The 17,619-nt window shown below is 41.2% G+C and carries 18 protein-coding genes; 15 read left to right on the top strand and 3 right to left on the bottom strand.

The features are described 5' to 3' along the window. Positions 1–231: 231 nt before the first annotated feature. Entirely contained in the window at positions 232–582 is a 351-nt protein-coding gene (locus MHH89_RS13820; protein ID WP_217696514.1) for a DUF6678 family protein, read from the top strand. Positions 583–685: 103 nt separating this feature from the next. Here the strand turns inward: MHH89_RS13820 and MHH89_RS13815 are convergent, their stop codons facing one another. The 3 genes from MHH89_RS13815 to MHH89_RS13805 all read right to left on the bottom strand — a co-directional run bounded on the left by MHH89_RS13815 (position 686) and on the right by MHH89_RS13805 (position 2,593). Next, a complete protein-coding gene (locus MHH89_RS13815) occupies positions 686–1,162 on the bottom strand; it encodes a hypothetical protein (RefSeq protein ID WP_076194765.1) in 477 nt (158 codons plus the stop codon). Positions 1,163–1,244: 82 nt separating this feature from the next. After that, positions 1,245–1,652, bottom strand: a complete 408-nt coding sequence (locus MHH89_RS13810; protein ID WP_076130260.1) for a VOC family protein — start codon at positions 1,650–1,652, stop codon at positions 1,245–1,247. Positions 1,653–1,732: 80 nt separating this feature from the next. Continuing rightward, a complete protein-coding gene (locus MHH89_RS13805) occupies positions 1,733–2,593 on the bottom strand; it encodes a LysR family transcriptional regulator (RefSeq protein ID WP_256717511.1) in 861 nt (286 codons plus the stop codon). Between the two features lie 181 nt (positions 2,594–2,774). Here MHH89_RS13805 and MHH89_RS13800 point away from each other — a divergent pair, with 181 nt between their 5' ends. The 14 genes from MHH89_RS13800 to MHH89_RS13740 all read left to right on the top strand — a co-directional run bounded on the left by MHH89_RS13800 (position 2,775) and on the right by MHH89_RS13740 (position 17,606). Then, entirely contained in the window at positions 2,775–3,956 is a 1,182-nt protein-coding gene (locus tag MHH89_RS13800) for an MFS transporter (protein WP_341087344.1), read from the top strand. Positions 3,957–4,232: 276 nt separating this feature from the next. Further along, positions 4,233–5,156, top strand: coding sequence for a helix-turn-helix transcriptional regulator (locus MHH89_RS13795; protein WP_076130257.1), 924 nt, complete (start codon positions 4,233–4,235; stop codon positions 5,154–5,156). Between the two features lie 248 nt (positions 5,157–5,404). After that, a complete protein-coding gene (locus MHH89_RS13790) occupies positions 5,405–6,382 on the top strand; it encodes a phosphotransferase enzyme family protein (RefSeq protein ID WP_076277409.1) in 978 nt (325 codons plus the stop codon). 1,059 nt (positions 6,383–7,441) lie between these two features. Beyond that, complete coding sequence (locus tag MHH89_RS13785; protein WP_076130205.1) at positions 7,442–8,260, top strand: MerR family transcriptional regulator; 819 nt, start codon at positions 7,442–7,444, stop codon at positions 8,258–8,260. A gap of 23 nt (positions 8,261–8,283) precedes the next feature. Next, positions 8,284–9,453, top strand: coding sequence for an MFS transporter (locus MHH89_RS13780; protein WP_076217973.1), 1,170 nt, complete (start codon positions 8,284–8,286; stop codon positions 9,451–9,453). Between the two features lie 656 nt (positions 9,454–10,109). After that, positions 10,110–10,343, top strand: a complete 234-nt coding sequence (locus tag MHH89_RS31340) for a pyridoxamine 5'-phosphate oxidase family protein (protein ID WP_139331143.1) — start codon at positions 10,110–10,112, stop codon at positions 10,341–10,343. A 65-nt stretch (positions 10,344–10,408) separates the two neighbouring features. Then, entirely contained in the window at positions 10,409–10,957 is a 549-nt protein-coding gene (locus MHH89_RS13775) for an RNA polymerase sigma factor (RefSeq protein WP_076217975.1), read from the top strand. Continuing rightward, a complete protein-coding gene (locus tag MHH89_RS13770) occupies positions 10,939–12,078 on the top strand; it encodes a DUF4367 domain-containing protein (protein WP_081387989.1) in 1,140 nt (379 codons plus the stop codon). Before MHH89_RS13775 ends, MHH89_RS13770 begins: the two co-directional genes overlap by 19 nt. A 916-nt stretch (positions 12,079–12,994) precedes the next feature. Then, complete coding sequence (locus MHH89_RS13765; protein WP_076130208.1) at positions 12,995–13,453, top strand: hypothetical protein; 459 nt, start codon at positions 12,995–12,997, stop codon at positions 13,451–13,453. Between the two features lie 735 nt (positions 13,454–14,188). Beyond that, positions 14,189–15,028, top strand: a complete 840-nt coding sequence (locus MHH89_RS13760; protein ID WP_076307282.1) for a hypothetical protein — start codon at positions 14,189–14,191, stop codon at positions 15,026–15,028. A 186-nt stretch (positions 15,029–15,214) separates the two neighbouring features. Continuing rightward, the gene (locus MHH89_RS13755; RefSeq protein WP_341087340.1) at positions 15,215–15,658 is read left to right on the top strand and encodes a GNAT family N-acetyltransferase; all 444 of its coding nucleotides are present in this window, start codon (positions 15,215–15,217) and stop codon (positions 15,656–15,658) included. Between the two features lie 95 nt (positions 15,659–15,753). After that, positions 15,754–16,194, top strand: coding sequence for a DUF6678 family protein (locus MHH89_RS13750; RefSeq protein WP_081386470.1), 441 nt, complete (start codon positions 15,754–15,756; stop codon positions 16,192–16,194). Positions 16,195–16,377: 183 nt separating this feature from the next. Continuing rightward, positions 16,378–16,959 (top strand): TetR/AcrR family transcriptional regulator, encoded by a 582-nt coding sequence (locus MHH89_RS13745; protein WP_076184227.1) that lies wholly within the window; start codon positions 16,378–16,380, stop codon positions 16,957–16,959. A gap of 23 nt (positions 16,960–16,982) precedes the next feature. Then, positions 16,983–17,606, top strand: coding sequence for an HXXEE domain-containing protein (locus MHH89_RS13740; RefSeq protein ID WP_076194975.1), 624 nt, complete (start codon positions 16,983–16,985; stop codon positions 17,604–17,606). Positions 17,607–17,619: the final 13 nt, after the last annotated feature.

Raw genomic sequence — 17,619 nt, 5'->3', positions numbered from 1 at the left:
AAAATGAGTGCTCGGTTGATATAAGAGTGGCTCCAAAATTCACAGCTTCAACCAAAGCGGTGAACCGTAAGTAGGGGGAAGCTTTTTACTGATTGCATTACGCTAACGGGAGACGCTAGCTCAAATACGATTAGGCAGCCGTTAGTCAAAGCGATCAGCTGCCTTCATTCAACTACCGGGCAGTTTTGTACAAGAGAAAATGATGAAGTGGAATAAACACGTGCAGTACTGATGGATGAAAAAGGTGAATATATGGATTCAAATGAACTAAAACCTTTAATGAACAACACAAAATGGGAAGAAATAAGACAAGCAATGCTCAACTATGCCTTTCCAACCAAATGGAGGATTAAAGACATTGATACTGGCTATATCAGCCTTTGGGATGGAGATTGGTATTACCATTTTTCAGATGGTGGTTATAAATTTATTGAGTGGTTAGAAATTCATGCTGAAGATGACTCGATAAATGCTGATTTAATTCAAATCTTGAAAAAAATACATGTTCCAGGTGAAGTAACTACCGACTCCATCATAATTTATGGATATAACAAAACTAATGAATTCATTGATTATATATAATACGCTTCACCTCAATGCTTCCAAACACAAAGTACAGTTTGACCATTAAATGTATATCTGTATATAAAAGAAAAAACACTCCTGACAATGGAGTGTTTTATTATTATTCAAATTTATTTGAAGTCCATGTAGCAATTCCATTCATTGGACATGCAACAACTAGCCAGTTATCAGATTCTACTCCCACCTGCCAACATTCATACTTCTCATGAAAACCAATAACAAATAGTATGCTACCTGATTCAAAGCTTATAATTAAATGTGGAGTGCTGTCTCCCAATTGTATATCTATAATCTTTTCACGTCTCATCTTTATGATCTGACTGTATTTTTCTTCCTCAGAAACATCTGCAATTTGACTTTCATTACTAGGGTATTGAGAGGGAACTGAATCCAATATAGTCCACTTTGATTCAATGTTCAGGTACAGTTGACCAGCTAAATCATCGAAGCCTTCATACTTAGTTAAATAAACTTGAGTAGCACCACTTGATACTCCAAATCTAAGACCATCAATTTTTGCCCCAATACAAAGATGTTTAAGAACTCGTTCAGCGAAGTCCCTATTTTCTTTATTCATTCCGTTCCCCAGCTCTTTTCATCAACGTATAAGCCCGAATCATTACACCATATCTTGGATTTGTTGGTGTTGGCTTTTCGCTTCAAATTTCGCGTTTTGGCATTTTGCTCTCATCCATGTACAGCAGATTCCAGCGGTGACCGTCCAGGTCGGCAAATCCTGCGCCGTACATCCAGCCGTCAGTCTCACTTGGCTTGCCAAAGATGTTTCCTCCAGCAGCCTCTACTTTTTGGACAAAGGCATCTACTTCTTCTCTGCTTTCAGCACCAATGGAGAAGATTACTTCAGCGCTATGGGAAGTATCTGCGGTTTTTGAACCAGTAAATTTCTCAAACGCCGCATCCGGGAACAGCAGAATTGTTGTTTGACCTATAACAAGCTTAGCTCTCTCGTTACCAACACTCACCGCTTGGAATCCAATCTCATTGAAAAAGGCAGTTGACCTCTCAACATCTTTGACTGGCAGGTTAATCCAAATCTCCTGTGACATGGCTGTAGCCTCCTAATATATTTTCATTCCTACTATACTCTACTTCTGGCAGCAGAAGCGATCTCTTTCGCATCTCACCTTTAGTTGAAATACTCGATAGTTTTCTCAATAAATGCCTTGGCCGATTTTGTCAGAAAACGGTCGGACCGATGAATGATCTCAAAGTGACGATATGGCGGATCGTCTGTAATTCGGATGCAGCGTAGTGTTGGTTCATTCATTGCTTGGATCAAACGGTAAGGCAGCAATGTTCCTCCGACGTTGGCTTTCACCAAGCTAATAATGGAAGTTGCCGAACTGGTCTCCATGATCGTATTTAAGCTGAATCCATATTTTCGGCAATAGCCATCAACCAATTCTCTGCCTGTAAATCCTTCGGGGAACATCACAGTTTGGATATTACGCAGTTCCTGGATTCCAATCGTGCTTCGTTCAGCCCAATCATGATTCTCAGAAACGACAAGTACATATTCTTCACTGCACAAGGGAATGCGTACAAGCCGATCATCTGGAGCAGAGGTGATCTCGATCCCGATGTCTACTTCATTATCCAGTACTTGATTCAAGACGTAGATCGAAGAGATAAGCTTCAGCTGCACCTTGGGGAATCGCGTATGAAAATTTACGAGCAATGGGGTGAGCCGATAGTCCAGATCGGAAGGGAGAACACCAATTACCAACCGACCTCGTTGATCATTGCGTAATTCAGCTAACGCATCCTGGGTATTCTGTAAATGTCGAATCATCTGTACACAGTGCTCCAAAAACAGATTTCCTGCTTGAGTCATCACAATCTTTTTGCCGACTCGGTCAAATAAGGGAACTCCGAGTTCATCCTCAAGCGCGCGTATTTGTTGACTCAACGTAGGCTGAGATATGCCAAGCTTCTCAGCTGCTCGTGTAAAATGAAGCTCCTCACACACAGCAATGAAGTTTTCCATCTGACGAATCTCCATATGAATGACCTCTAATCATTGGTTTTAGTAATCATTTTAATAGAAACAATAGTATTGTTCAATCATTCTAATGATTCTATACTTAATCATGCACCGCCCAAAGATCTGTTATTAACAAAGGGTCATGGGAGAATGCAGCGATACTACTACCATGAGGTGATTCATAATGAAACTTTTTTATATCGTCTTGGCGCTTATCCTGGCTTCACTGAATTTACGACCACCCATTACATCCATTTCTCCTCTAATGAGCATCATTCAGAATGATCTGGGTATAAGCGGGATTACCGCCAGTTTGTTAACCACACTTCCGGTATTATGCATGGGCATATTTGCTCCGTTCTCCGTACGATTAAGCAGAAGGTGGGGAAATGAGGGCGCAATTGTTCTGGCTTTAATCCTCATTGGGTTAGGTACGGGATTACGATGGTTTGTTGGTACAACTCCTTTGATGATGTTCACTTCTTTTCTTTCCGGTGTAGGAATTGCATTGGCAGGGCCGCTGTTGTCCAGTTTCATTAAGCAGTACTTCCCTGACCGAGTGGCATCCATGGTGGGTATTTACTCTACAGCGATGGTGATGGGGGCCAGCATTAGTGTGGGACTATCGGTCCCGCTGCAGCATACGCTGGGTGGTTCGTGGAGAGGCTCGTTGGCTGTATGGGCATTACTCGCAGCTATTGCATTGCCGATTTGGTTAAGATTAGCCTGGTCTGCGCGCACAGATCGACAATCCGGTAAAATCTCGAGTGTACTTAATGCACCACTTCCGGTGAACAATAGACGTGCCTGGGTGCTGACATTATTCTTCGGGCTGATGGCAGCGATCTTCTATTCGTTGACCGCTTGGCTTGCGCCAGCAATCCAAAGCCAGGGGTATAGCCAAGAGACTGCCGGCAAAATCCAAACTTTATTTACCTTGATATCGCTGCCCTCTACTTTGTTCATTCCGATGCTTGTACATCGTTACCAAAGACGTGTATTCTGGCTTGTCGGGTGTGCAATATTAGAGTTGACGGGTGTCTTGATGCTGAACCTATCCGTTAGCCCCTGGCTCGCGGCGATTCCACTCGGTATTGGAGCGGGTGGGCTGTTCCCGATTGCACTGATGTTGCCCATTGATGAAACAAGTAATGCTCAAGAAGCTAGTAGCTGGTCCGCAATGACCCAATCTGGTGGCTACATTCTCGGAGCGCTTGGGCCGCTAGCGATTGGCTGGCTCCACGATGCAACAGGCAGCTTCGTTCAAGCATTCTATGGTTTGGCTGTAATCATCGTGCTTCAGATTATCGTTCAAATGGCTATAGGAAATAAAAAAAGTTCTCCATCCATTTCTCGTCTCCATTAAAGGTTTCGTGTGATACTTCATGTTGATCAATTAGTGAAGTTGTGCTTGCATGGACCTATGAACGTACGTGGTGTAATTCAACTAGCAGGCAGGATAATGGAAATGAACTGTAGAAAAAAACCTATAAATGAAAGTGACAAAAGTGGAGAATTCTACCGACAGTTGAATAAAGCGCCTATGAAAATTCAACCACCGCTTGATAGGATTGCGTTTGAGGAAATGCTATGCTGTTTTCGACAGTGCGCACTGTACATTTTGTTTTATTGGAGGTATACAATGCTCGACTTGCGTAAAATTGGAGCTTATATTTCGAAGCTTCGTAAAGACCAGGATTTGACCCAATTGGAACTTGCCGATCAACTGAATGTAAGTCATCAAGCGGTATCGAAATGGGAACGGGGTGACTCGCTACCGGATATCGGAACGCTTCCGCAGTTTGCGAGGTTATTCGGCAAAACGGTAGACGACATTTTAAATGCAGGAGACAACTCAGAAAATCGGGAGCACCAGCACCTAGGAACGATCGTTGAGGAGATCGCAGAGAACAGGCCGGACCAAGTTGCAGAGATGGTCAATACCGGTGAGATGAAGGTGGAAGAGCTTGTAGAAGTAGCACCGTTTGTAAAAGCAAGCGCTCTGCATAAGGTTACAGAACGATTAGACAGCAGCGTCCTTAAGTTAGACGTGATCATGCGGCTGGCTCCGTTCCTTGGAACAGATACATTGGATGAACTGGTTCGTCAGGCAGAAGAGGGCGAAATTATGTGGAATGCCATTACTGGACTCGCTCCGTTCGTCAGCAGCGACACATTAAGCCGACTGGTAGATAAATCGATTGACGGTTCCTTAGAAGTGCACAATCTTGTTGGAATTGCCCCGTTTCTTGAAAGAGAACATGTAGATCGGTTGGTTCAACAAGCAGAAGAGGGTAGCTTGAGCTGGCATTTCGTTCAAGGGCTGGCACCCTTTATTAGCAGAGAAACGTTAAGCCGCTTGGTAGACCGGGTTGCAGATGGCACTATTGATGCTAACCGGATCATAAGCCTCGCACCTTTTCTGGACAGGGAAAATCTCGAGAAGTTAATTAGTGGAGTCGAAGCTGAACATCTTAGCCCAGATCTGCTGGCAAGCCTTGCTCCCTTCGTCGATCAAGGGACATTGAGTAGAATGGTGACAAACTTATTAAATAAAGTAAAGTAGACACGTATATCGGAGATTGGTGATGCATAGGCAATGGCGTTAAGCTAACGGGAAACGCTAGTTCCATAAACACGATAAAGGCAGCCCGTCAGTAAATGTGATCTGCTGCCTTTATTCAACTAACGGGCAAGTTACCTTAATAAACTAGGGGTGGATAAAATATAAATATAAGAGTTCTCTCCCGAACTATTAGAAAAAGTCATGTTACGATGTCCTTATTCGGTTGTTTCAGGGGGAGTGAGGAGAACATGTTAAATACTCATGATGTTGCAATAGAAGCATTAACTTGTTATTCGATTACTTATCAATCAATAGCTCATATTGGCCAAAATGCAAACACCATCTATAAAGTGACAGATAAGGAAAGTAACTACTATAGTTTGCGGATACATCTATCAAAAAATGATTCGATGGAAAGTATTTGGTCTGAGGAAAAAGTCATTCATTCAGAAATGATTTGGCTGGAATCATTAATAAATGATACTGATCTGGTGTTACCGTCACCTATAAAAAATAACATTGGTGAATATGTTACTAAGATAGCTGACATGAACTGTACATTGGTAAAATGGGTAGAGGGTGAACAAAAACAATTTGTTCCAACAGTCAATGATGCCGAGTGCGTAGGTGAATTGATCGGAAAGCTTCATAAACAATCATCTATTTGGAAGGTTCCGCAATCATTTACTAGACCATCCTTTGATAATACTAGAATTTCACAATCATTAGAAAAGCTCAAACAGCTTGCTGACGGTGGTGAGCTCAATAAAAATGATGTGGAAATTCTGCAATTGGCCGGTGAGCGTGCAATTTTAATGATGAACGATATAGAAAGAACACCTGGCAACTGGGGGATAATTCACGCAGACTTGATTCCAAGTAATTATGTGTTTCATAAACAAGAAGCTAGAGCCATTGATTTTGGAGCTTGCGGGTTCGGATATTATTTATTCGATTTAGGTTGGGCACTTTCTTATATCCACCCAGCGTTCAGAAGCCAGTTGCTAGAATCATACGCCAAACAATTCGACCTGCCTCATAACTATGTTCAACAGTTAGAAGGCTTCTTTGTAGCTGCCCAACTCGAAACAATGAATTTTTGGCTTGGGTTGCCTGAATCTAATGAGTGGTTACCCAGTCACATTAGTAGATTAGCAAGTCGGGAATTTAAGTTATATGTAAATAAAAAAGAATTTCTTTTTAGTGGGACTCCTTACTGGGAGTAATTTGTTCTACTAACGGGAAACGTTGTCTCAAATCACGATCAGCCAGCTGCGTGATCAGCTGCCCTTTGCGCGATCTTGATCGTATCGGACCGTATTGCAGCTATTCCAGCATATGGGTTCATATTGCGAAGGTTTCGGACTGTATAGCTCTTATTGCCCTTGATTTGCGTAGAAAAGAAGTACATTTGAGGGGATAGCTGCAACTGAGTCCGATAGTTTGGCAAAACGAGCTGAATTGTGGAAATAAGAGCAACTGAGTCCGAACAGTTGGTGAAAAGAACGCCGCCTGCCAAATTTGCTCCTAAACGTGCTACCTAGCGCTTAAACTAGCCGTCTATAGCTCAAGCTATCTACACCGTGCGCGGAATTAGCTAACTACAGCTCGAGCTATCTACACCGTGCGCGGAATTAGCTACCTATAGCCCAACCTAGCTACTCCGTGCGCAGAATTTGTAACCTGTTGCTCAAACTAGCCGCCTATGTCTCGAAACTAGCTGCCCTTTGCGCGATCTTGATCGTATCGGACTGTATTGCAGCTATTTCAGCATATGGGTTCATATTACGAAGATTTCGGACTGTATAGCTCTTATTACCCTTGCTTTGCGTAGAAAAGAAGTACATTTGAGCGAATAGCTGCAACTGAGTCCGATAGTGTGGCAAAACGAGCTGAATTGTGGAAATAAGAGCAACTGAGTCCGAACAGTTGGTGAAAAGAACGCCGCCTGCCAAATTTGCTCCTAAACGTGCTACCCAGTGTTTAAACTAGCCGTCTATAGCTCAAGCTATCTACACCGTGCGTGGAATTAGCTACCTATAGCTCAAGCTAGCTACTCCGTGCGATAATTGAAGGATGGGCAAAGGTGAAAACGTTTATTGGCTTATAACGCACCAATTAAACCTTGGAAAGAAGCTTAATATAAACAAGAAGGCAGCCGATCAACACGATCAGCTGCTTTTGTTCATCTAAGAGTAATTTCTCAAATAAATAAAAGCATCCTTGACTTTCCCCTGCACGGGAAACTGTATACTCACTTTATGTTATAGATTGGAGATGATATTTTGTTCAAAATTAGTGCATTTTCTAGGCTAAGCAAGGTATCCTTAAAAACACTGCGTTATTACGACCAGATTGGCATACTAAGGCCGAAAAAAGTGGATCAGGATACGTGCTACCGTTACTATTCCGCAGATCAGCTCCTTGAGCTCAACCGAATTTTAATCTATAAGGAATTGGGTTTTACATTGCCTCAAATTAAACAGCTGCTTCAGGAAAATATTTCATTAGAAAATATTCAAGGCATGTTTAAGCTGAAAAGAAGCGAAATCCAGCATATCATCGATACGGAACAAGCTAAACTCGTCAGGATTGAGGAACGTATGCAGCTTATAGAAAAAGAGGGGCAATTCGAAACGGGTCAAGAAATCAGAGTCAAAGCAGAGGGTGCTCAATTGTTTCTTTATCAGAAAGCATGCGGGAAAGAAGAGGACATTCCGGATTTGCTTCGTCAATTTGATCAGTTTATAACGACGGAAAATCGTCAATTCATTCAAGGCCCTCAGGTTGTTTTGTGGAAAGACGTCGAAGGAAAAGAGGATGAGTTTGAGTTTGAAGTCGGGTATTTTTTAACCTGTGAGCTGCGATCATTTCCAGAACCGTTTCAGCTACGGACTCTTCCTCCTGAACCGATGATGGCCACAATGGCTTTTCATTCAAATACTAGTTTTGATTGTGCTGCCTGTGTTCATTTAGCTAAATGGATTGAGAAAAACAACTATCAGATCAAGGAGAACGAACCGGGCAGGGAGTTATATTTACCGTTATCTCCAGAACGAGATGCACAATTCATAGAAATACAAATTCCCATTATAAATAGATAACAGAAGAAGTGGAGTGGGGGAAATTGAAAAATAAACGGATCATTTATATTCTGGCACTGGCTGTTTTTCTGATTGGAACCATTGAATATATTATTACAGGAGTTATTGAGATGATTGCTGTGGACTTGGGAGTATCTACTTCTGAAGTTGGATTATTGGTGACTGTGTTTGCCCTCTCTGCAGCCATTGTCGCTCCGGTTTTGATTGCATTAACGATCAATGCAGATCGCAAGAAACTACTAATGATCACCCTAGGTGTGTTTATTGCCAGCAACGGACTTATGTTTGTAGATCTTGCTTATGAAACAGTACTATGGATACGTATTATCCAAGGGGCTAGCGGAGGAGTCGCTACCGTTGTAGCCATGGCAATAGCGACCCGACTCGTTGAAAAAGAAAAAAGGGGCAATGCCATCGGTATCATTTTGATGGGGCTTAGCAGTTCACTAGTGCTTGGTGTTCCTGTGGGCACATTTTTTAGTGAGATGTTTGGATGGAGAGTGCTATTTGTTTTAATCGGATTATTAAGTATTCTTCCATTACTTATCATCTATAAAAAGGTTCCGGCAATCAAAGAAGAGGAAAAGGTTACCCTCAGAATGCAGCTCTCTATTTTAAAAAATCCAACCATTCTGATGGCCTTGGTTATTACGTTATTTTATGTCGGCGGCTATTCTACACTGTTTACTTATATTACGCCTTTCTTGCAAGCCACGTCCTCTCTTTCCATGACCGAAATTAGCGGTGTTCTGTTCCTGGCGGGCATTTGCAGCTTTGTCGGATCAAAGCTGGGCGGACAACTGGCAGATGCAAAGGGATCGAAATTCACCATTTGTCTCGGGCTCCTGTTACAAGGGACGACACTGCTTTTATTCGCTCTAGCCGGAGTCAATTTGTTGGTTTTAATCTTGGTTTTAATGATTTTTATGTTAGCAACGTGGAGTATTTCCCCGGCCCAGCAACTATATCTGGTTACTCTGGCGCCTCGAAATCCGGACATTGCTCTTAGTGTAAATACTTCGTTCATCCAATTTGGCTTTGCACTGGGATCTGGATTAGGCGGGTTAGTCATCAGTCGTACCTCTGTCCTATATTTGAATTGGTTGGGTTTTGCCGCTGTATGCATAGCTTTACTTCTTGCTAGCTTACTATTTAAAAAAATGAGCAGTAGGACTAAAACTACTATGGTTTAAATAAGAAATGGATTGGAGAACGACAAAGAGAACTTTATCGCCGAATTTTTCCAGAGCCATCTGGGACTGAGTATCAGCATTCCAATTTAATGGACAGAGCTGATGTTGAGTGTTTATTTGATTACTGTCAGATATTAGAAGCGATGACCTCGAAGAATTTATTTTTGAAGTCGAATCACATGTCGATTCATTACCTGAACTTTAAGCTAGAGTGAAACGATATCTTAATAAAAACAAGAAGGCAGCCGATCAACACGATCGGCTGCTTTTGTTCATCTAAGAGTAATTTCTCGAATGAATAAAAGCATCATTGACGTTTCTCAGCACGGGAAACTGTATACTCACATTATGTTGTAGATAGGAGATGACACTGCGTTATTACGACCAGATTGGCATACTTAGGACGAGAAAAATGGATCACGATACGTGCTATCGTTACTATTGGATAGTTCATGGCGAGAAGTTTGTCGGCCAAAAGTGTTTTGGTGTTCTTGTCCGCGAGGGGTTCAAGGGTGCCTAGAGTGGTTAGCTTGTAGTAAAAGTACCGGATTCTACATCGTGGAGTCAGGCTGCTGTCAGCTGTCAGCTGACAGCTAAGCTAAGTGTAACTCCATTTACGTTACCGATCCCTAGGAAAGTCCAGCGAGAGAAAGTCACTGCCGCCAACCCCCACCAATGTTGACCCTGCCTTTATTTGCGGGGCGCTCCTGAAGACCGGCTATGATGACCCGGATGTAATTCTGATTAAGGTCCATGCCGATGCAGTCCAATACTGGAAAAACAGGAACCTGGCTGAGAAGGTGATGCAAATGTTCAAGCGGATCACCAACCGGGATTCATCTGTAGGTCTCATTTGCTGTGCAGCCGGAAGAAATAAATGTCACGCCTGAGGCTACTCAAGTGTTATATCTATAGAAACAGAAGAAATAGAAGAAAGGAGACCAACGTGGATTCTATGGAAGAGAAGATTAGGAGAATACAGGCCGGAGATGCCCGCCTGTTCTCAGATGTAATCAAGCTGTACCAGCAGCGGATATACCTCTACTGCTTCCGGATGCTGAACAGCAGGGAAGAGGCGGAGGATGCGGTGCAGGATGTCCTGATTAAGGCCTATCAGAATATCGGGCAATACAAGCCGCAGGCGGATTTCGTATCATGGCTCTACAAGATCGCGTACCACCATTGTCTGAATCAGTTGCGGCGGCAGAAATTTCAGTTTCAATTGCGCAAGCTGCTCCGGCAGGAGGTTGCGGTGAACAGTGCCGAACAAATGGTCGAGGACCGCCTGTTCAGCGAGCCAGTCTCGACCGCCCTGGGGAAGCTGAATGTGGAAGACCGGAATTTGTTGATTCTGCGTATTTATGAAGATAAATCGTTTGCGGAAATCGGCGAAATTCTGGGTGTCAGTACGGCTACCGTACGCAAAAGATATGAACGGACCAAAGGCAAGCTTAAAAAGGTGTTGGAGAGAAAGGAGAAACAACTATGGACAAGAGTGAATTAACCTCGGAGGAGCGGTTTCTGAAGCACGGAGACCGGTCCGCCAATTTCATCCCCGTTGATGTTCATGAACAGGTAATGACAGCGCTCGGGCTTGGCGGGATCTTACCTGCTGCAGAAGAGCAGACCCCTCTGCAGACACTTCCGCCAAACGAAGGGGCTCCTAACGTTATGCGCAGGCTAAAGACAGAAGCCGGAACGGGGCGGAGCCGGAGGAGAATCCTGCGGATTCCGGTGCAGGGCTGGGTGGCGGCACTACTTGTAATGGTCTTGTTGGGCGGCGGTTATACCCAGTATTCCGGTGAACTCCGGCAGGGGGCCCAAATTCAGTACAAGGTGCTGCCCTATAAGCCACTTCTGGCAACGAAATCAGGTGGAATGATAGAGAAGCCGAATGAACCCTTGATTCCCTGGCCGGCCAAAGCGCAGCTGAGCAAAGAGGATGAACTCTACAAGATGAAATATGCAAAGGGCTACAATGCCATTGAGAAGTTGCTGCTTCCTGGAGAGTATGCCACCTATGTTATCAAACGTGAAGACGGGAAAGAAGAATCTCATCTTGGGTTATACTGCCCGCCGATCATAGTCAAGGACTATTCCACTTATAAGACTAGTGTTGAGAAGCACCACGCTCCCGAAGTGAAGCAACCGGGATATATGCCGGACGGGTATACCTTGGACGAGGCGTTTATCAAGCCTTCTTTTATAAAGGTCGAAGATGACAAGCAGTTTAAAGGTGAAAGCGAGATAGACCTAGGAGACAACTTCCGGATGACTTGGAAACGGGAGAAGGCGGAGAATATTGCCTATGATTCTTCTACACTTGTGTACAAGAAGGGGAAGATTCAGGTGAGAATCAGTGCCTCACGTGTTGATGAAAAAGCTACACCGGTAGAAAGCCTGATGTGGACCAAAACGACAAAGGTGGAGAATATTGATATTGGCGGCAAGCAGCTCATTTATCTCGAACCTTCCAGCAACGAAAAGATTGACCTGGGGTATAAGTATAGACTAGTCTGGTCTGACCCGGAAGCGCAGATCATCTATAATGTGTCGGTTCGCCAGGAGAAATCTGAGTTGACCAAGGATGAGGTCATCCGTATTGCTGCCAGTATGATGAATTAAACGAACACAGATATTACGCTCAGGACTGTTTCGCTATCTATGATAGCGGGACAGCCCTCGAGCGTTTTTTGCATATGCGAAGCACTGCATATTCGTGAGATTTTATAAGAATTCTTGCATTGCTCTCATATGAACTTCCGATTCATATTATTAATGTAGCAATGTAGCAAGATATTGCAGATTATAGCCTCTCGGAATAAGGAGCAGCATGGAGGGGCTAAACCAGAGAAAGTGCATAATTAGAGCTGGAAAAGATGGATTATGAAAACCAGTTTCAAAAAAAGGGCAAACCTCAAGTGGGTACAGTGTGCTATACTGCTGCGCAATGTAACACTCGAAGTCTGCCCTCTATACATAAAGACCGTCTTCAGTGGTTCAAGTTTGTCCTCTATGTATAACGACAATCCCGCTGTTCTGTTTTCCAGTACAAGTGTAACACGACTGAAAATCAACGAGGAGGCTGAATAACGATGCGAGGCTGTATCAGCAAACGAAAGAATGGAACCTATGCGTACACGATTGAACTCGGGAAACATCCTGTTACACAAAGGAGACGGTAGCGCCTCAAAGCCGGTTTTGCTACATGGAAAGATACTGAACAAGCCCTAGTGCAGGCATTAGCTCATTTTGGACGGGGAAGTTACATAGCGTTCCACTGCCCCAGCAGCAAAATTCAAGTGCTTTATGAAATCAATGAAAAAAGTGGTTGGTTTGACTGCGATAAGCTCGAAGAATTTATTTTTGAAGTCGAATCACATGTCGATTCATTACCTTAACTTTACGTTAACGTGAAACGATAACTCAATAACGACACACAGGCAGTCGGTCAATGGATCGGCTGCCTATGTTCAACTAACGGGCAGGATACTTCCAATATGTGGTATTCTAAGGTATGGGATTTGAACAGGGGGGAGCCATGTTGACGGAAATAAAATATCCAGTTAAGAATCCATCCAGAATTGGAACTATTATAGGCATGATTGCTCTTATATCGAGTCAATCTATTCTTGGATTGAGATTATGGAATCAGAGAGGGGTATTCTACACTTCGTTAACTGTGGTTCTTTTGTGTTTAGTTTTATTGTTACTCGCATTGTACAGAACATTTTTTAAGAAACCAACGGAGTTATGCCTATCCAATGAGCAAATTATATTAAATGGAAATATTATTAATTCAAAGGATATTAAAGTGATAATGACCAGGGGGTACTTTAAACCTGTTATTGGGATATTACCTTACAGGAGGAAGATCGTCCCATTAGATATGGCATTTAGGTATTCAAAGGATGAAGATAAAGGTATCTCGGATTTAAAGAGTTGGGCAAAAATGAACAATGTTAAGATGGTCAATAAATCGTTTCAAACGTGGATATAAGTGTATTCAAAAGCACTATTCGGCAGTTAAATGCGGTATTATATAGTACGATTATCCATAAGAGATGAGGTGCCTTTATCAAGAAGAAATATGCTTTTCTAATCGTTTCCATATTATTATTTGTGATGGCTTATACAAAACCAAGTAGTCAATATTATGATAATTACCTCCATAAGGTTCACGGTCTTAAATGTGACAGTTCCGAAAGCTCAAATTGCTTTCATACTATTAATGACTTGAAATCATCAAGTCTCACACATCAGATTATTTTTATGACAGCAGAAACAAAAATTTTTGGAGAGGCAGATAACAAAATACGAGTAGTAGGTATTTTCAATCATTTTTTTGTGATAGAAAATCGTCTTCATCCTAAATCAGATAATAACAATAATATCGAAGTTCCGTTAAGCTAACGGGCAGGATTGTTTAGAAAGTCCCTGATTGTATTTACCTATGCTTACTGTTAATCTAAACGATAGAGATGCTAACAAAGGAGCATAAACCTTATCATGTGGAATACTCTGTAAAGATTAACAATTTGAAAGAATGCCTGAAATAGTGATTACACTATTTTATTAGGTGTGCTTTTCTTTAATCTTACAAGGTGTGCAGGGAAAGGTGTATCATATACCCATCCTGCGGATACCTGATGGTATCCGCTTTTATTTGTGGGAAACAGCATCTCTATTGATTCCTACCTGTTTATCCTTCTACTACGAGTGGAGGAAATTTATTATGCGATCGAAATTAGTCTTGATTGAGGGAATGCCGGGATCTGGTAAAACAACAACTGCTCAGCTCGTTCATGAAATTCTTACGGAAGTGAACATTACATCCCAGCTATTTTTAGAAGGTAATTTGGAACATCCTGCTGATTATGATGGAGTCGCTTTCTTTAAGAAAACTGAATGGGATGAATTATTGAATACCCATAAAAAGTTTAAAGATTTGTTGAGTAATCTAATGATTCAACAAGATAACGATTACTTCCTAGAATATCGGAAAATAAAAAGTGAAGTCTGGTCAAGTTTTCCAGATGAATTGCATCGCGCAGTTTTTAAACATGATATTTATGAATTGCCGCTAGATCAAAATAGGAAACTGATAACAGAACGATGGACGAAGTTTGCGGATCGTGTTTTGTATGGCGCAGACACCTTTGTTTTTGATTGTTGTTTTATACAAAACCCTGTAACTATAGGCATGATTAAACATGGTGCGGAGAAGGAAGACGTTATAAGTTATGTTATTGAACTGGCAACAATTGTAGAGCGGCTGAATCCATTGTTGATATACGTACAGCAGAATGATTTTGATCATTCTTTCAGAAAGGCTGTAAAGGAAAGACCTCAGGAATGGTCAGAGGGATTTATTGAATATTACACGAACCAGGGGTATGGAAAAACACAAAATTATAAAGGGTTAGATGGAACACTGCAGGTTCTTAAAGCAAGAAGGGAACTAGAAAAAGAGATTTTTACCAGATTAAACATTACCAAGATAAAAGTTGATAACTCTTCTTATAATAAAAACGATTATAAGCAAGTTTTAGAGAGCATTTTATCAGAATATTAACAAACTAACGAGAGATTGGATTCTAATGATTGCAGGTTGAGAAAGAGGGCAATCTATTAAGCTTACGGGAAACGATAGCTGAGGAGCATTGCCATGGCAATGCTCCTTTTTTATTTGTTGAAGTAACGGGCAGGATTGCTTCATCAATTGTCGAATCCTTTGCTTGAATATTTCTATAAGGGGGCGATGGAAATTAAGATACGAGAAGTTGTAGCAAATGATTACACTGAAGTGGTTTTTTTATGGAATGATGTACTTGGTGTTCGCAATGTTAATATTGAAAATTTTCGAGTTACTATGGAAAACATGAATAAGGCTGGAAATTATAAAACATTCGTTGCATTATTTGAAAATGAAGTGGTTGGTTTTGTCACTATAGTTCAGGCGTTATCCGTAGGGTCTTCGAATGGTTATCTACATATTCAAGGGCTTGCCGTTAAAAAGGAATTACAGCATAGTGGGATAGGTACAGAACTACTAAGACACACTGAGAATTATGCTAAAGAAATGGGAATATCAAGTATTATTTTATGTAGCGGATTTAAGCGAACCGACGCAAATGCTTTCTATGTGCATAATGGCTATGACAAAGATTCATACTGCTTTGATAAGATTATTAAACTTGACTAATTTTGAATTAATTTACCGGGAAACGATAACTCAATAATGACACACAGGCAGGTCAGCGTGGGATTTATGTTGTTTATTCAGGAGGATTTTTGATTGTGGGTTATGAACAGGATTTTAAAAAAAGGGTACATGAAGTTATTAAACAGAAACAACTATGTTCAGTTATGAATGACACTAAGTGGGGAAACTTACAAAGTGATGTACTAAATAAACTACCTTTTACCCCTCCATATCAAGCTAAGTATGTCTTAGACGATATACTTTATCCAGAGAACTTCGAAAACGACGTCTGGTATTTAGGGGATTGGATAGAAGGACTTTCACCTTTTTTTTCTGTAGAATGGATACGGGTTAGACCAAGGTATCAGAAGCACAAGGGGAATCTGCTTCCTCCTGAATTAATTGACATAAGTAAAGAATTTCTTTCGATTTTACATGAATTAAGAATTCCGTATAGAGAAGAAAATAATACATTTTTTATTTATGGATATATATCAAATACAGACTCACTTTTCAAAGGTAATCAATTAAGCTAACAGGAAACGTTAATTTAATAAAAACATGTAAGCAGCCGCTCAAACAACCGGCTGCTTTTTCATTTAAACTTGGTTTGATTCCGGATAAATAAAAGTTGCAAAAAGGAAAAAGATTGCTATACTAAATTTAAACGTTATTTTAAATGTCATTTAAATTAAAGGAAATATACTTGGAGGTTGCGTATGGAGACAGACAAAAAGTTGGAAACAAAAGAGAAGATTATGCGTGCCACACTGGAGTTGACCAAACAAGAAGGCTTTGAAAGGATCACTATAAAAAAAATTGCAGAAGCCTCAAGCACGAATGTCGCTCTAGTTAACTATTACTTTGGGTCCAAAGAAAACTTGTTTAGCGAGTCCATCAAATTGATATTGAACAGCTTTCAGCATACCTTTGCCATACTTGACGATTTCTCTATATCCTCACGAGATAGATTGAGGCAATTTTTACTGGATTATTTGCAAGTGATCCTTCAATATCCCGAATTGCTCTCCAGAATCATCCTGATGGGCAAGACCGTTTTCTCCTCCCAGCATGAATATGGATCATTTTTGAATCTATTAGGGTTTCCTAAGATACAAAATACTTTAAGAGAGTTAACCGATGAACAGCAACCAGAACACCTGATGACCATGACGATGCAGATTTTTGGAGCGCTTTTTCTACCGGCACTTATGAGTCCTATTCTAGAAACAGGAGCTTCCGTGAAGATTGCACCTATAGAGGAACAGATTGACCTGCTCTTTGCAAGATACTTTCATTAATAAACTCAGATTGAGGTGATTAAATGAATTTTTTAAGAAAATATTGGCAGGATATAGGACTATTCATTGGCATTGTTATATGCATGTATCTTCTAATGAATTGGGAAACAATACCGCGGATAAACAGCATATTATGGTTAAGCTTTGTGGCGATCCTTCTTCATCAATTTGAGGAATACCGCTGGCCAGGGTACTTTCCAGGCATATTCAATATAGCCCTTTTTAAAAGTGAATCCCCTGACAACTATCCATTAAATAAACAGTCGGCAATGATTATTAATGTGGTCATCGCCTATGTGTTCTACTTGCTCCCTGTATTCTTCCCGTCAGTAGTATGGCTGGGGATGGCACCTGTTTTAATGGGCTTTTTCCAAATCATTTTCCATGGAGTCGTCATTAATATAAGAGCAAAAAGCATGTATAATCCAGGATTAGTCTCCGCAATTTTTGTACATTTGCCGGTGGGGATCTGGTACATCAACTACTTATATGAGCATCATTTAATAACCCTCTCAGACTGGATTTGGAGCGCAATTTATTTTGCCATAGCTGTTTATATTTTAATAGTGAAAGGAAATACATGGATGAAAAACAAAAACTCCATTCACAAATTTTCGCAAAAGCAATTATGGTCTTTTCATAAGTAGCTCCTCATAACCC

It is taken from the genome of Paenibacillus sp. FSL H7-0323 (assembly GCF_038002725.1).
GTDB classification, from domain to species: domain Bacteria; phylum Bacillota; class Bacilli; order Paenibacillales; family Paenibacillaceae; genus Paenibacillus_AQ; species Paenibacillus_AQ odorifer.
This window is presented reverse-complemented; position numbering and strand designations above follow the sequence as displayed.

Coding starts and splice junctions, on each gene's coding strand:
- MHH89_RS13820 (WP_217696514.1), top strand. CDS start 232: ATGGATGAAAAAGGTGAATATATGGATTCAAATGAACTAAAACCTTTA.
- MHH89_RS13815 (WP_076194765.1), bottom strand. CDS start 1,162: ATGAATAAAGAAAATAGGGACTTCGCTGAACGAGTTCTTAAACATCTT.
- MHH89_RS13810 (WP_076130260.1), bottom strand. CDS start 1,652: ATGTCACAGGAGATTTGGATTAACCTGCCAGTCAAAGATGTTGAGAGG.
- MHH89_RS13805 (WP_256717511.1), bottom strand. CDS start 2,593: ATGGAAAACTTCATTGCTGTGTGTGAGGAGCTTCATTTTACACGAGCA.
- MHH89_RS13800 (WP_341087344.1), top strand. CDS start 2,775: ATGAAACTTTTTTATATCGTCTTGGCGCTTATCCTGGCTTCACTGAAT.
- MHH89_RS13795 (WP_076130257.1), top strand. CDS start 4,233: ATGCTCGACTTGCGTAAAATTGGAGCTTATATTTCGAAGCTTCGTAAA.
- MHH89_RS13790 (WP_076277409.1), top strand. CDS start 5,405: ATGTTAAATACTCATGATGTTGCAATAGAAGCATTAACTTGTTATTCG.
- MHH89_RS13775 (WP_076217975.1), top strand. CDS start 10,409: ATGGAAGAGAAGATTAGGAGAATACAGGCCGGAGATGCCCGCCTGTTC.
- MHH89_RS13770 (WP_081387989.1), top strand. CDS start 10,939: ATGGACAAGAGTGAATTAACCTCGGAGGAGCGGTTTCTGAAGCACGGA.
- MHH89_RS13765 (WP_076130208.1), top strand. CDS start 12,995: ATGTTGACGGAAATAAAATATCCAGTTAAGAATCCATCCAGAATTGGA.
- MHH89_RS13760 (WP_076307282.1), top strand. CDS start 14,189: ATGCGATCGAAATTAGTCTTGATTGAGGGAATGCCGGGATCTGGTAAA.
- MHH89_RS13755 (WP_341087340.1), top strand. CDS start 15,215: ATGGAAATTAAGATACGAGAAGTTGTAGCAAATGATTACACTGAAGTG.
- MHH89_RS13745 (WP_076184227.1), top strand. CDS start 16,378: ATGGAGACAGACAAAAAGTTGGAAACAAAAGAGAAGATTATGCGTGCC.
- MHH89_RS13740 (WP_076194975.1), top strand. CDS start 16,983: ATGAATTTTTTAAGAAAATATTGGCAGGATATAGGACTATTCATTGGC.